Here is a 14,306-nt window from a genome sequence, read left to right on the forward strand (position 1 = left end):
GGACGAGACCCACAGGGCGGGGGCGTGCCGAACGGCGCGCCCCCGCCCTGCGTCTGCGGATGGCCGAATGACGCGCTTCGCACAGCCATTCACAGCCGGCACCCATGGGGCTGCCAGGTTGCCTCCCTACTGTCCCGGGCCATGACCGAACAGCAGAGCAACGACGTCGATCCCCAGCGGGATCTGACGAGGCGGCGGGTCGTGGTGGCGGGCGGCGCGGCCGTCGCGGTGGCGGGCCTGGGAACGGCCATCGCCACCACCGCCTCGGCGGGCGAGACGTCCGCGACCTCCACCACTCCCTCGGCCTCCGCCTCCTCCCCGTCCGGGGAGGTCTGTTACCGGCTCACCTCGGAGACGACCGAGGGGCCGTACTACATCGACGCGGACAAGATCAGAAAGGACATCACCGAGCACAAGGAGGGCATTCCGATGACCCTCCGCCTCAAAGTGATCGACTCCGACAGCTGCAAACCGGTGGCGAGGGCCGCCGTCGACATCTGGCACTGCGACGCGCTGGGGCTCTACTCGGGCTATGAGAGCTCGAGCAGCGGCGGGGGCGGCACCCCGCCCACCGGGACGCCGCCGACCGGGACGCCGCCCACCGACGCCCCGACGGGCGCTCCGACCGGTGCCCCGCCCGGCGGCGGTCACCAGGAGCCGACCGACGACAAGCGGTATCTGCGCGGCACCCAGCTCACCGACCGGCACGGCTTCGTCGAGTTCACCACGGTCTTCCCCGGCTGGTACCGGGGCCGCTGTGTGCACATCCACACCAAGGTGCACGTCGGCGGCAAGCTCACGGACGCCGGTTACGAGGGCGGCCACACCTGCCACACCGGTCAGCTCTTCTTCGCCGAGGAGGCGGTGCTCGCCTCGGCCGAGGCGGCCCCGTACAACACCAGCACCACCGAGCGCACCACCCTCGACGAGGACGGGATCTACCCCGGCAACGGCGCGCAGGGTGGTCTGCTGAACCTCGAGTACCGCAAGGGAAAGATCGAGAAGGGCGTCACCGGAAGCCTCACCCTGGGGGTCGACCCCGACGCGACACACGAGGGCACGGACCTCTGAAACCCTGGGGTGAAGTAAGCCCTGAGGTGAGGTGAAGCCCTGGGGCGTCGTCGGGTCACAGCCTCCGGTCCACGCCGCACGGTGTGCCACGGTCCGCGCGGGCGGCCCGGTGCACGGCGCGCAACAGCCGCTTCGGCGTGGTCCGGTGCTGCCATAAGACGGCTTGCACGCCGTACTCCATCACCGCCATCAGCTCCGTCTCACGGAGCTCGCCCGCGATCAACACCACCCGCTGCCGACCGCCCCGCACCAGGCGGCGCAGCTCCGCCCCGGCGCGGTCGTCGAGGCGCTCGGCGAGCATGACGGCGACGGCGCCGCGGGGTTCGTCGCCGGGCGGGCCTGGCCGGTCGACCAGCTCGACGCTGGGTTGCTGTTGCAGATGACGCACGACCCCGGCCCGGCTGAGCGGGTCGGGGCCGTGGACCGTCACCGTGACACGTGCGTCCGGCACTGCTTCCTCGACTCCCCGGTGGTTATGGACTCCACAGGGTCACCGAGAGGACTAAACGAACGGTTGCCGCGCGATCAACACGCGCATGAGCGGCTATCCGGCGCCGCTCGCCGACCTGCTACGCGGCGCCGTTTCCGTTCTGCTCCGCGCCCCCGAAGCGCTCCCGGAAGGACCCCAGGTCCTCCTCGGTGATCTTCGCGAAGAGCACCGGGGGAACGGTGAAGGCCGTGCCCGCCGGAACCGAAGCCAGCGCCTTCGCCTCCTCCCGGCCGACCCAGACCGCGGTGTCCTCGCTCAGCGCGAACGCCGACCGCATGGCCCGCGCCGAGGCCGGGATGAACGGCTCGGAGACGATCGCGTAGAGGTGGATGAGGTTCATCGCCGTACGCAGGGTGAGGGCCGCGGCCTCCTGGTCGGTCTTGATCTCCAGCCAGGGGGCCTTCTCCTCCAGGTAGGAGTTGCCCGCGCTCCACAGGGCGCGCAGCGCCGCAGCGGCCTTGCGGAACTGGAGCGTGTCCATGTGCTCCTCGTACTCCGCCAGCAGCCGCGCGATCTCCTCGCCCAGGCGCCCCTCCGCCTCCCCGGCGGCCTTCCCGGCCGGGACCTCGTCGCCGAACCGCTTACGGGAGAAGGACAGTACGCGGTTGACGAAGTTGCCGAGCGTGTCGGCCAGGTCCTTGTTGACGGTGGCGGTGAAGTGCTCCCAGGTGAAGGAGGTGTCGTCGGACTCCGGGGCGTTCGCCATCAGGAAGTAGCGCCAGTAGTCGGCGGGCAGCACCTCGAGCGCGGCGTCGGTGAACACCCCGCGCTTCTGGGAGGTGGAGAACTTCCCGCCGTAGTACGTCAGCCAGTTGAACGCCTTGACGTAGTCGACCTTCTTCCAGGCGTCCCGGGTGCCGAGCAGCGTGGCCGGGAACATCACGGTGTGGAACGGGACGTTGTCCTTCGCCATGAACTCGGTGTAGCGGACCGCCTCGTCCACGTCGTACCACCACGACTTCCAGTCGCGGTGCTCCGGGTTCAGGTCCGCCCACTCCTTCGTCGCCCCGATGTACTCGATCGGCGCGTCGAACCAGACGTAGAAGACCTTGCCCTCGGCCGCCAGCTCCGGCCAGGTGTCGGCCGGCACCGGCACGCCCCAGTCCAGGTCGCGGGTGATCGCCCGGTCCTGCAGCCCCTCGGTCAGCCACTTGCGGGCGATCGAGGAGGCCAGCGTCGGCCAGTCCTTGCCGCGCTCGTCGACCCAGGCGGCGACCTCCTCCGCCAGCTTGGACTGGAGGAGGAAGAGGTGCTTGGTCTCCCGGACCTCCAGATCGCTGCTGCCGCTGATCGCGGAGCGGGCGTCGATCAGGTCGGTCGGGTCGAGCACGCGGGTGCAGTTCTCGCACTGGTCGCCGCGGGCCTTGTCGTAGCCGCAGTGCGGGCAGGTGCCCTCGATATAGCGGTCGGGGAGGAAGCGGCCGTCGGCGTTGGAGTACACCTGGCGGATCGAGCGCTCCTCGATGAAGCCGTTCGCCTTGAGCTCACGCGCGATCGTCTGGGTGATCTGCACGTTCTGTGCGGAGGAGCTGCGGCCGAAGTAGTCGAAGGCGAGCCCGAAGCCGTCGTAGATCGCCTTCTGTGCCTCGTGCTGCTGGGCGCAGAACTCGTCGACCGGCAGCCCGGCCTCCTTGGCGGCCAGCTCGGCCGGGGTGCCGTGCTCATCGGTGGCGCAGATGTAGAGGACGTCATGGCCGCGCTGGCGCATATAGCGGGAGTAGACGTCGGCCGGGAGCATGGACCCCACCATGTTGCCCAGGTGCTTGATCCCGTTGATGTAGGGAAGGGCGCTGGTGATGAGGTGTCGAGCCATTGCAGGCTGCTCCCGAGTCGATACGGTAAGTGCGTCTGGCTCTACTGAGCCGCCCATATCGTATCCGAGTGACGAGGGCCACCCGCGCGGCGTTTTTTCCGCGGCGGATGGCCCCCGGTGTGGTGCTCGGTGGGTTGCCGGGTGTGGTGCGGCCCCCTGGTCAGCCCTGCGTACGGGCGGCCAGCCAGCCCGGGAACTTCTTCAGGATCTCCCGGTACAGCTCGGCGTCGGCGACCGTACGCGGGTCGAGCCCGGCGTGGAAGAAGCCGGTGTTGTCGACCGCCCGCTTCTCCGGGACGGCGAGCGCGGGCGCGGTGTCCAGCTTCCGGAGGAAGTCGAACCCCTTCGCCTCCGGGTCCCCGAACGCCAGGAACTCCCAGAACAGCGGCAGTCCCGCCGCCTCGCACAGCGCCTTCTCGGCGGCGGTCTTGGCGGTGGGCGCGCCGTCCGTCTGGAAGATCACGAACGCGGGGTCGGTGGTGCCGGACGCCTTGTAGTGCTCGATGACCGCGTTGACGGCGGTGTGGTAGTTCGTCCGCCCCATGTGGCCGAGCGAGCCGTGGAGCTCCTCGATACGGCCGGTGTGCTGGTCCAGCTCGAGGTCGGCGGTGCCGTCGATGTCGGTGGAGAAGAACACGACGGGCACGGTGCCGGTGGCGTCGAACTGCGCGGACAGGGCGAGCGCCTGCTCGGCGAGGTGCGACACGGTGCCGTCCTTGAAGTACCCCCGCATCGACCCGGACCGGTCCAGCACGAGGTAGACGACCGCCCGCTGCCCGGCCAGCCCATGCGCCTGGATGGCCTCCCCCGCGGCGGCGAACGCCCCGACCAGCCCGGGCGCCCGCGATTCGAGGTCGGCGGGCGTGATCGCGGATGCGGTGGCGGTGGTGGGTGCGTCGGTCTTGGCGGCGGTGGGGGCGGCGGCAGCGACCGCCACCGGCGCGGGGTCGGCCATGGGGGTGGCCTCGGGCGCGGGGTCGGTCTCCGCCTCGGCGGGCTTGTCGTCGGCCTTGGCCGCGGCCTCGGGCTCGGGCTCGGTCTCCGCCTCGGCGGGCTCGTCATCGCTCGTGGCCGCGGGGGCGGCCTCGTCGTCAGCTTCTGCTGCCGCCTCGGCTTCGGCCTTGGGCTCGGCATCGGCACTCGCCGCCGCCGGAGCCGCCGCGGCATCGCCGTCGTCCGCGGGCTCGGCCTCCGCCGTGGCCTCCGGTTCGGCTTCCGCCTTGGCCTTGGCCTCGGCCTCTGCCGCAGCGAGCTTGTCGTCGCTCGTGGCCGCGGGCATGGCCTCGTCGCCAGCCTCTGCCGCTGCCTCACCCTCGGGCGCGGCGGTCTCTGCGGCCGCCTCGGGCGCTGCGGAGGTTGCCGTCTCCGCCGTGGCGGTCTCCGGCGCGGGGTCCTCCGCAACCTCGGCCTCGGGCGTGGTGTCGGCCTCCGCCGAGGATGCGTCGGCGGTCTCCGTCACCGGCTCGGCGGTCTCCGGCGCGGGGTCGGTTGCGGGCGCAGGCTCGGCCTCCGCCACGGCCTTGGCCGTGGTCTCGGCGGGCTCGTCGTCGGTCTTGGTCTCGGCAGGGGCCTCGGCGCCTGCCTTCGCCTCGGCTCCGGCGTCGGCACTCGCCTCCGCAGACGGGGCGTCCGCGGCTGCGGCAGCCTCAGGCGCGGTGGCGGGCTCCGCATCCGCCTCCGCTTCGGCTTCGGCCTCGGCTGCCGGTTCGGGCGTCGGCTCGGGTTCGGCGTCGGCTGCGGGGGTGGTGGGGGACGTGGCGTCGGCAGTGTCCGCAGGCGTGGGCTGGGCTTCAACGTCCGGCTCGGGCGTGGCCTTTGCCTCGGCCTCGGCGGCGGGCTTGGGCTCGTCCGCCTCTGCCTTCGCCTCAGCGGGGGCCGTTTCCTTCGCGTCGGCCGCTGCCGTTGCCTCAATCGGTGCGTCGTCGCCGGAGGTTGTCGTGTCCTCGGGCGCCGGGGACTTCAGGATCTCGTCGAGGGACTTCAGCGGAGCCGACAGGGCCGGGTCGTGCGCGGATTCGTCGTCGGGGGAGTCCGGGGCCGGGGTCATGTCCGCGGCCGGCTCAGGCTTCGGCTCAGCCTTCGGCTCGGGCTCGGCCTCCACCTCGGCCTTCGGCTCGACGTCGGACTCGGCCTTCGGCTCGGCGTCCGACGACGCCTTGGACTCGGCCTTCTCGTCTGCCGTCTGCTCTACCGTCGGCTGTGCCGACTTCTCGGCCGACTGGGGGTCCGGGACAACCTCCGCCTCCGGCGCGGCAGAAGCTTCGTCCACCCCCGTGGTTCGGGAGCGGCCGAAAACTTTGCGCAGTAGGTCCCGTATGCCCATGGGAGATACCTCTCACGTGTCGAGTGCGGTGCATGGCGGTGCATGACCGTGGTGCCGAAAGGCTAGCTGGCCGCCCGGCGGCCCTCTTCCGCCGATTCCGCTCGCGCTTCGTTCACCTCTGGTTCAGGCGTTCGTCGCCACCGTGCGGTTCTACGCCCATAGCTTCGCCGCCAAAGGATCCCGACGTCATGTCGGCCCGGACCGCGTCGGCGTACTGCCCATGCGGGGCCCTTCGAAGCTCATACGTGACACCCTTACGGAGGGGAAGACGTGCGCAACCTTCTGCCGCTCATCAGCTCACACCCGGGCGGTCGTTCCGCGCTGACGTGCCGGTACCGCTGTGGCGACGCCTGCTTTCACGAGACGCCGAACACCTCTGACAACGCCTACGTGGGCGACGTTGTCGCCGCTGCCGCCTCCCGCCGTTCCCTTCTGCGGGCCGGTGCGGTGATGACCGTGGCTGCCGCGACCGGAGCCGTGGCGCTCGAGCGGGCGCCGCAGGCAGCCGCCGCGTCGGGCGACGCGGCCGCCACCGCCGGTGCCGCCGCCGAGGCGAAGGACAGCAAGGCCGCCCGCGGCCTCCGCTTCTCGCCGGTGGCCCCCAACACCCAGGACACCGTGGTCACCGCCGAGGGCCACGACCAGAACGTGGTGCTCCGCTGGGGCGACCCGATCCTGCGCGGTGCGCCCGCGTTCGACCCGGCCAAGCAGAGCGCCAAGGCCCAGGCGGGCCAGTTCGGTTACAACAACGACTACATGGCGGTGCTGGACGTCCCCGGCGAGCGCGGCCATCAGCTCCTCGTGGTCAACCATGAGTACACCGACGAGGTGCTGATGTTCGCCGGGTACGACCCGGAGAACCCCACCCGCGAGCAGGCCGAGATCGCCTGGGCCGCGCACGGGCTGTCCGTGGTGATGACGGCCGAGGAGCGCCGGCTGGGCCGGCTCACCGCCGTGCCCCGCCACCACCTCAACCGCCGTATCACCGCGACCACTCCGTTCGAGGTCACCGGCCCGGCGGCGGGCAGCAAGCTGCTGCGTACCTCCGCCGACCGGTCCGGCAAGCGCGTCCTCGGCACGCTGAACAACTGCGGAGGCGGCATCACCCCGTGGGGCACGGTGCTCTCCGGCGAGGAGAACTTCAACCAGTACTTCGCCAACCCCGACAAGGTCACCGACCCGACCGTCAAGGCGGGCCTGAAGCGCTACGGCTTCAAGGACGGCGCCTCCGAGCGCAAGTGGGAGCGTTTCGATGACCGCTTCGACCTCGCCAAGGAGCCCAACGAGGCGCACCGCTTCGGCTGGGTCATCGAGGTCGACCCGTTCGACCCCGACTCCACCCCGCGCAAGCTGACCGCGCTGGGCCGCTTCAAGCACGAGGCCGCCGAGCCCCGGCTGACCACCGACGGCCGTCCGGTCCTCTACATGGGCGACGACGAGAAGTTCGACTACTTCTACAAGTTCGTCTCCGCCAAGCGGATGATGAAGGGCAACAGCCGCATCGCCCGTGAGCACAACCGCACGCTGCTGGACGAGGGCACGCTGTACGTCGCCAAGTTCACCGGTGACAGCCCGTCCGCCGAGATCGACGGCACCGGACAGCTTCCCAAGGACGGCGAGTTCGACGGCGCCGGTGAGTGGATCCCGCTGGCCTGCGGCGACCGCTCCTTCGTGGACGGGATGACCGCCGAGGAGGTGTACGTCTTCACGCGTCTGGCCGCCGACAAGGCCGGTGCGACGAAGATGGACCGCCCCGAGGACGTCGAGCCGAGCCCGCGCACCGGTCGTGTGTACATCGCGCTGACCAACAACTCGGACCGTGGCAAGACGGGCAAGGCCGCGGCCGACGAGGCCAACCCGCGCAACGCCAACAAGCACGGCCAGATCCTGGAGCTGACCGAGCGCTGGAACAACCCGGGCTCCACCCGCTTCAATTGGCGGCTGTTCCTGGTCTGCGGCGACCCCGAGGACCCGAGCACCTACTTCGGCGGCTTCCCCAAGGACCAGGTCAGCCCGATCTCCTGCCCGGACAACATCACCTTCGATGTGCACGGCAATCTGTGGATCTCCACGGACGGCAACGCGCTCGGCAGCCACGACGGGCTGTTCGGCGTGGCGACGGCGGGCAGCCGCCGCGGCCAGGTCAAGCAGTTCCTGACCGTGCCGAGCGGCGCCGAGACCTGCGGCCCGATCGTGCAGGAGCGGCGGGTGCTGGTGGCCGTGCAGCACCCGGGCGAGCTCGACGGCGCGAGCGTGGAGAAGCCCGCGTCCACCTGGCCCGACGGCCCGGGCAAGCTGACCCGGCCGTCCGTGGTCAGCGTCTGGCGGCGGGACGGCGGCGACATCGGCGCCTGACCCGCAAGGGCCTCGTGCCCCAGCCCGCGCCCCCCGCGAGCCGCCGCAGCGGCTCGCGGGGGGCGCGCGCGTAAGGAGTCCGGAAAAGCGGGGTTGCTCTCGCTCATATCGGACCCGGATATCCGGGTGGACAGCTGACTAAACTCTGGAGTCAGGAAAACGGCAGAAGTTGAAAAGCGGGGGGAATTCATGGTGAGACCCGGGTCGCTCGGACCACCGACGACGGATCGGCGTGGCCGTTGGGCGCAGAGTCCACTCGCGCTCATGGACACCACGATGGACCAGTTGCGCACCTTGATCATGGTCCATGAGGCCGGTACCGCACTGGGCGCCGCACGGATTCTTGGCCGCGAACAGTCCAGCGTGCAAAAGCAGATCGACACCATGAACCGGAACTTTCGCGAGCTTTGCGGCGAACCCCTCATACTCAAGCAGGGGCGTGGCAAGGACGTGCTGTTCACCGGCACCGGAGAAGCCCTGGTCGAATTGGCGCGCGGAACTCTCGGCGAGTGGCTGGACGGCATCCATGAGTCACGGCGCCGCCTGGGAAAAACCCTGGTGGTGGGCACCACGCGATTTACCCTCAGCTATCTGGCGGGCGCCGGGGAGCGGGTGTCCGAGGAGTTCCGGCAGCGCGCCATCGACCTCAAGGTCGGCCATGTGCGCACCCGGGACGTACTGGCCAAGCTGCGCGCCAAGGATGTCGACCTGGTGTGCGGCTCCGTGGTGACCCGGCCCGAGGGCGACGATGAACTCGCCGCCTTCGATGTGATGGAGTGGCGCCGCAGCGGGGTCTCGCTGCTGACCAATCTGTCCGAGGCCGAGCTGCCCGGCCCCACCGCCCCGAGCAGCGCGCTGCGCTCCCTGCCGCTGGTGGTCTCGGCCAGCGGGCTGATGGCCGGGGTGCTGCACACCTGGTTCGGCGGCGACTACCGCAACAAGCTGCGCATCGCCGCCGAGATCGACACCGTCAACTACGGTTTCGAGCTGCTGCGCTCCGGTCTGCTGCGCGGCTGCATGCTGGTCACCAAGGGGGTCGCGGACGCGGCGGGCGATCCGCGGGTGGCGTACGGACGCGGGCTGCGCGCGGTCGAGCTGGTCAATGACACCGGGCCCCGGCTGGAGGTGCTGCTGGGCGCCTTCACCCGGCGCGGTGAGCGCGCGTCCTATGACGCGGCCCATCCGCTCAATCTGCTCTGGGACGCGCTCGCCCAGGAGAACGCGCGCTGGCAGCGGGAGCAGCGCTGGCCCACGGCGGGCCTGGAGCCCGATCCGTTCGAGCTGGCCAACTCCTACAACCCGAGCGAGAGCTGAGCCGCGACCCGGGCGAGGGCTGAGCCGCGACCCGAGCGAGGGCTGAGCCGCGACCCGAGAGAGAGCTGAGCCGCCGGTCAGCCTTGCGGTCCGTACAGGTCCAGCTCCACCAGCAGCGCGCGGTGGTCGGTGTGCGGCAGCTCCAGGAAGCGGGCCGTGCGCGGCCGCAGTGCCCGGCTGGCCAGCACATGGTCGATCTGCGCCCCCAGCACCGGGGCCGTGGCGCTCGGCCAGCTCGGCGTGCGGGAGACCCCGGTGGCCCGTGCGCTGTCCCGCAGCCCGGTGTCCAGGACGGACCGGAAGGCGGCATGGTCCTGGGTGGCGTTGAAGTCGCCCGCGATCAGGGTGGGTTCCTCGCCCCGCCCGGCGGCGTAGGCCCGCAGCCGCCCCAGCTCGGTGCGCCAGACGTCCAACTGGCCCGGCATCGGCGGCATGGGATGCGCGACCTGCAGCCGCAGCCGCTGCCCGGCGATCCGGACGACCGCCCCCGGCATCCGCAGCGTCCCGCGCACCCCCTCCGCGCGGGTCAGCGGGTGGCGGCTCAGGATCGCCGAGCCCGCGGCGGGGCTGTCGCCGAGGGCGATGCTCCGGTACGGGTAGGCCGCGCGGACGGCGGCCGAGTCCAGCGCCTCGGCGCACTCCGTGTCGCACTCCTGCACCGCGACCAGGTCGGGCCGCTCCCGGCGCAGCGCGGTCAGCAGCCCGTCCCTGGCCTGGCCGAACTCGAGGTTCGCGGTCATCACCCGCAGCCGGGCGAGGACCGGTCCGTGCGGCTCGGGCGGGGTGCCGCCGTCGTACGGCTGGATGAACCACCCGGTGGCCGCGGCCGCCGCCAGCGCCCAGCCGCACCCCAGCGGCCAGCGGGCGGCCGTGCCGAGCAGCAGCCCGAGCGCCGCCGGGACCAGCAGCCAGGGCAGAAAGGCCAGTAGCTGCGGTATGGGGGTGATGCCGTCGATGTCCGCGGCCCGGCACAGCACCACCACGCTGACCAGGGCCAGCGGCACCATCGCGGACCAGGCCGCCGTCCGCCGGGCCCGTCCGCCGGGGAGCCGGAGCAGCCGGGCGACCGCGCCCCAGGTGCCCCGGGCGCCGCGCGGGGCGCCGGGGCCTGTGCCTTGGTCCTCCGCGACTGTCGTCTCCACGCTGGGCCTCTCGATCGGGGCGGGGCGCACATTCTCTCCTACGCCCCGCAGGTCTAGACCTTGACGTGTTCATGAGCTAACTTCCCGGAGCATCGCAGGAGTTCATGTCGGCATCCGTCGTTCACATACGCGAACCCCACCGTCAGGAGCCGCCCCCATGCGCACCAGAGCCCTGTATCTCGCCCTCGCCGCAGCGCTGGCCGCGCTGTTCGCGGGCGTCCTCAGCGGCCCGGCCACGGCCGGGCAGACCAAGCGGTCCGCCGAACCCAAGGCCGCGGCCTTCACCCACCCCGGCGTTCTGGTCAGCCAGGCCCAGCTCGACTTCGTCCGCTCCAAGGTGAACGCCGGCGCGCAGCCCTGGAAGGGCGCGTACGACGCGATGCTGTCGAGCCCGTACGCCTCGCTGTCGCGCACCCCCAAGCCGCGGGCGGTCGTCGAATGCGGTCCGTACTCCGACCCCAACCTCGGCTGCACCGATGAGCGCCAGGACGCGCTCGCCGCCTACTCGCTCTCGCTGGCCTGGTACATCACCCGCGACAGCCGCTACGCCGAGAAGGCGATCCAGATCATGGACGCCTGGTCGGCCACCATCAAGGACCACACCAACAGCAACGCCCCGCTGCAGACCGGCTGGGCCGGATCCTCCTGGCCCCGGGCGGCCGAGATCATCCGCTACACCTATGACGGCTGGTCGGACGCCTCCATCAGCCGCTTCTCCACGATGCTGCGGAACGTCTACCTCCCGAAGGTCATCGGCGGCTCGAACTCCAACGGCAACTGGGAACTGGTGATGATGGAGGCCGCCACCGGCATCTCCGTCTTCCTCGACGACCGGGCCGGCTACGACAAGGCCGTCGCGAAGTTCCGCGGCCGCGTCCCCGCATATATCTACCTGCAGTCCGACGGCTCCCTGCCCAGGACCGCGCCCGGCAGCGGCCTGGACACCCGCGACAAGATCGTCAAGTACTGGCAGGGCCAGACGACCTTCGTCACCGGCCTCACCCAGGAGACCTGCCGCGACTTCACTCACACCGGATACGGCATCGCCTCCATCGCGCATGTCGCCGAGACCAGCCGCATCCAGGGCCAGGACCTCTACCCCGAGGTGGGCGAGCGGCTGCGGCAGGCGCTGGGCTTCCAGTCGAAGTACGAACTCGGCGAGGGCGTGCCGTCCTGGCTGTGCGGCGGCAGCGTCAAGCGGGGCCTCGGCCCGATCACCGAGGTCGGCTACAACGCCCTGCACACCCGCCTCGGCATCGCCATGGCCAACACCCAGAAGCTCACCGAGCAGCAGCGCCCGGCGGGCACCAACAGCCTCTTCCTGGGCTGGGAGACCCTGACCCACGCGGAGAACCCCTCCTGATCGCTCCCGATCCCGCCCGACCCCGGACCGCCTGGCGGCCCGGGGTCTCGTGGTCTCGCGGTCCTGGCCCCCGGACCGCCCGAGATCTCGCGCTCTCCCGGCCCCGGCCGGTCATTCGCCGCGCAGCGCCAGCACCGCCTCGACCGTGTCCGCCTGATCCGCCGGCTTGTCCTCCCGGTAGCGCAGCACCCGCGCGAACCGCAGCGTGACGCCCGCCGGATAGCGGGACGAGCGCTGCAGCCCGTCGAAGGCCACCTCCACCACCAGCTCCGGGCGCACCCGCACCACCCAGCCGTCGTCGCTGACCGCGATGCCCAGCAGTGCCTGTGTCTGCCACTCCAGCATCGCGTCGGTGAGCCCCTTGAAGGTCTTGCCCAGCATCAGATACGTGCCGTCCGCCGCTCGCGCGCCCAGGTGGAGGTTGGACAGTTTCCCGGTGCGGCGGCCGTGTCCCCACTCCGCCGCCAGCACCACCAGATCCAGCGTGTGCACCGGTTTGACCTTCAGCCAGGACGCCCCGCGCCGGCCCGCGCCGTACGGCGCCTTCAGCGCCTTGACCAGCACCCCCTCATGCCCCCGGGCCAGCACGTCGGCGGCGAACTCCCGTGCCGCCCGCCGGGTTTCCGGATCCGTCGGGTCGTCGGCCACCAGCCGCCGCACCCGCCGGGGCCCGGGGGCGATCCGGGCGAGTTCGGCATGGCGCTCGTGGGCCGTGAGGTCGAGGAGATCGCGGTCGTCCACGACGAGCAGATCGAAGAAGACGGGGGACAGCGGCAGCGCGGCCGACGCCCCGGCCACATCGAGCCGGGAGCCGACCCGGGCGGAGGTCTCCTGGAACGGCCGTGGCCGCCCCTCGGCGTCCAGCAGGATCACCTCACCGTCGAGGATCGCCCGGTCCACCGCCAGTTCCCGCGCCGCCGTGACGACCTCCGGGAGCCGGTCGGTGATCTCGTCGAGGGTGCGGGTGTAGATCCGTACGTCCTCGCCGTCGCGGTGCACCTGGACCCGGATCCCGTCCAGCTTCTCCTCGACCGCGCACGGTCCCAGCCGGTCCATGGCCTCATCCAGGTCCTTGGCGCTCTGCGCGAGCATCGGCAGCACCGGCCGCCCCACCTCGAGCCGGAAGTCGGCCAGCGCCTCCGGGCCGCGCGCCAGCAGCGCCTCGGCGACGATGCCCAGCGAACCGCCGACCATCACCGCCCGCCGCACCCCGGCGGCCGGTGCGCCCACCGCCTCGGCGAGCCCCTCCACGGCCAGCCCTTCCAGCGCCCCCTGCCGCAGCTCCCCGCCGATCAGCCCGAGCAGAAAGCCCTGCTCCTCCTTGGTCGCGGCGGCCAGCAGCTCGCCCACCAGCCGCTTGCGGGCCGCCGTCGCGCCGGTGCCGGAGACCGCCGCGACCCGGGTGAGGGCCTCGTCCACATCGAGCACCGCGAGCGTCGGCCCGGCGGCGGGTTCCCGCCGGTGGCGCAGGGTGGACCAGCCCACTCCGGTCCGGCGCTGGGGCAGTTTGCCCGCGAGGTAGGTGATCACCACGGCCGCCTCGGCCGGTTCCGTACGCCGGAACAGCCGGGCCAGCGCGGCGATCTTCTCCGAGCGGGCGGAGGTGGCCGCGACCTGGCGGGAGGTCAGCGCGACATCAGCCAGCAGCATGGCTCCAGCCTGCCCCGCACCCCGCCGGGAAGCCAGGTACCCCGGCTCTCAGGCGGTACGTCCCGCCTCGCCGCGTCCTTCCGCGCCGCTGCGGCCCGGCCCGGCGCACAGCGACCAGATGACGAGGGCGTCGACGATGAGCAGCACGGTGGCCCAGACCGGGTAGTACGGCAGCCACAGGAAGTTGGCGACCAGCGCGAGCCCGGCCAGCGCCACCCCCGCGACCCGGGCCCACATCGCACCGGTGAACACCGCGAACCCGGCGAGCAGGAGGGCGATGCCGACGCCGAAGTGGACCCATCCCCATCCGGCGAGGTCGAACTGGAAGATATAGCTCTGCGTGACCAGGAACACCCGGTCGGTCCGGATGGCCGAGATGCCCTGGAGTAGGTTCATCAGCCCACTGAAGATCATCATGACCGCCGCGAAGACGAGCCATCCGCTCACCGCCCGGTGCGCGTGGCCCGGGGCGGCCCCTGTCTGAACTCCACCGGCGTGACTGGCCATGTCGGGCTCCTTCGTCAGGCGCAATAGGTGCCGAGTCGGCGCCCATTGACGGCAATAAGGGTGAATTGCCCTTTTTCTCAGATTTGCATAGACGCCCGGCTTCGGCACCTCGCCACCGTGAATACGCCCCGCCACAGCGTTCCGTGATCGGTCCGGCACGGAAAGTCGCGTACCGTATGTGCCTTGTCGTTTCGTGCCAGCCGACGGAAGCGGAGATTCGCCTTCCAGGATTTCCCGGTGTAGATGTATGTGTATGGCCCGGTTTATGGGTCGATCGT

The 14,306-nt window shown here is 71.3% G+C and carries 10 protein-coding genes; 4 read left to right on the forward strand and 6 right to left on the reverse strand.

The window, feature by feature from the left end:
* Positions 1-141: 141 nt before the first annotated feature.
* Positions 142-1,071 (forward strand): intradiol ring-cleavage dioxygenase, encoded by a 930-nt coding sequence (locus tag CGL27_RS25040; RefSeq protein WP_119990142.1) that lies wholly within the window; start codon positions 142-144, stop codon positions 1,069-1,071.
* A gap of 55 nt (positions 1,072-1,126) precedes the next feature.
* On the opposite strand, the gene CGL27_RS25045 is transcribed toward CGL27_RS25040, so the two are convergent.
* The 3 genes from CGL27_RS25045 to CGL27_RS25055 form a co-directional block, all read right to left on the reverse strand.
* Positions 1,127-1,522, reverse strand: coding sequence for a response regulator transcription factor (locus CGL27_RS25045; RefSeq protein ID WP_119990144.1), 396 nt, complete (start codon positions 1,520-1,522; stop codon positions 1,127-1,129).
* Between the two features lie 118 nt (positions 1,523-1,640).
* Positions 1,641-3,374: a methionine--tRNA ligase gene (metG, locus tag CGL27_RS25050; protein WP_119990146.1), complete on the reverse strand. Its 1,734-nt coding sequence runs from the start codon at positions 3,372-3,374 to the stop codon at positions 1,641-1,643.
* Positions 3,375-3,534: 160 nt separating this feature from the next.
* The gene (locus CGL27_RS25055) at positions 3,535-5,697 is read right to left on the reverse strand and encodes a VWA domain-containing protein (RefSeq protein WP_240450623.1); all 2,163 of its coding nucleotides are present in this window, start codon (positions 5,695-5,697) and stop codon (positions 3,535-3,537) included.
* A gap of 270 nt (positions 5,698-5,967) precedes the next feature.
* Here CGL27_RS25055 and CGL27_RS25060 point away from each other — a divergent pair, with 270 nt between their 5' ends.
* Entirely contained in the window at positions 5,968-8,052 is a 2,085-nt protein-coding gene (locus tag CGL27_RS25060; protein ID WP_119990148.1) for a PhoX family phosphatase, read from the forward strand.
* 264 nt (positions 8,053-8,316) lie between these two features.
* Positions 8,317-9,366, forward strand: a complete 1,050-nt coding sequence (locus CGL27_RS25065; protein ID WP_240450624.1) for a LysR family transcriptional regulator — start codon at positions 8,317-8,319, stop codon at positions 9,364-9,366.
* Positions 9,367-9,443: 77 nt separating this feature from the next.
* Here CGL27_RS25065 and CGL27_RS25070 read toward each other — a convergent pair whose 3' ends face one another.
* A complete protein-coding gene (locus CGL27_RS25070; protein WP_119994535.1) occupies positions 9,444-10,508 on the reverse strand; it encodes an endonuclease/exonuclease/phosphatase family protein in 1,065 nt (354 codons plus the stop codon).
* 157 nt (positions 10,509-10,665) lie between these two features.
* Between CGL27_RS25070 and CGL27_RS25075 the strand changes: the two genes are divergently transcribed.
* The gene (locus CGL27_RS25075; RefSeq protein ID WP_119990151.1) at positions 10,666-11,871 is read left to right on the forward strand and encodes an alginate lyase family protein; all 1,206 of its coding nucleotides are present in this window, start codon (positions 10,666-10,668) and stop codon (positions 11,869-11,871) included.
* 111 nt (positions 11,872-11,982) lie between these two features.
* Here the strand turns inward: CGL27_RS25075 and CGL27_RS25080 are convergent, their stop codons facing one another.
* Positions 11,983-13,521 carry an ATP-dependent DNA ligase gene (locus CGL27_RS25080; RefSeq protein WP_119990152.1) on the reverse strand — a complete coding sequence of 513 codons (1,539 nt, stop codon included), beginning with the start codon at positions 13,519-13,521 and terminating at the stop codon, positions 11,983-11,985.
* 48 nt (positions 13,522-13,569) lie between these two features.
* Positions 13,570-14,028, reverse strand: coding sequence for a hypothetical protein (locus tag CGL27_RS25085; protein WP_119990154.1), 459 nt, complete (start codon positions 14,026-14,028; stop codon positions 13,570-13,572).
* Positions 14,029-14,306 lie beyond the last annotated feature (278 nt).

The sequence above is a fragment of the Streptomyces sp. 11-1-2 genome, from assembly GCF_003595545.1.
Taxonomy (GTDB): Bacteria; Actinomycetota; Actinomycetes; order Streptomycetales; family Streptomycetaceae; genus Streptomyces; species Streptomyces hygroscopicus_B.

What these genes read in the sequence shown, in the direction of transcription:
- CGL27_RS25055 (WP_240450623.1), bottom strand. Translation starts at nt 5,697, where the DNA reads ATGGGCATACGGGACCTACTGCGCAAAGTTTTCGGCCGCTCCCGAACC.
- CGL27_RS25040 (WP_119990142.1), top strand. Translation starts at nt 142, where the DNA reads ATGACCGAACAGCAGAGCAACGACGTCGATCCCCAGCGGGATCTGACG.
- CGL27_RS25075 (WP_119990151.1), top strand. Translation starts at nt 10,666, where the DNA reads ATGCGCACCAGAGCCCTGTATCTCGCCCTCGCCGCAGCGCTGGCCGCG.
- CGL27_RS25080 (WP_119990152.1), bottom strand. Translation starts at nt 13,521, where the DNA reads ATGCTGCTGGCTGATGTCGCGCTGACCTCCCGCCAGGTCGCGGCCACC.
- metG (WP_119990146.1), bottom strand. Translation starts at nt 3,374, where the DNA reads ATGGCTCGACACCTCATCACCAGCGCCCTTCCCTACATCAACGGGATC.
- CGL27_RS25085 (WP_119990154.1), bottom strand. Translation starts at nt 14,028, where the DNA reads ATGGCCAGTCACGCCGGTGGAGTTCAGACAGGGGCCGCCCCGGGCCAC.
- CGL27_RS25065 (WP_240450624.1), top strand. Translation starts at nt 8,317, where the DNA reads ATGGACACCACGATGGACCAGTTGCGCACCTTGATCATGGTCCATGAG.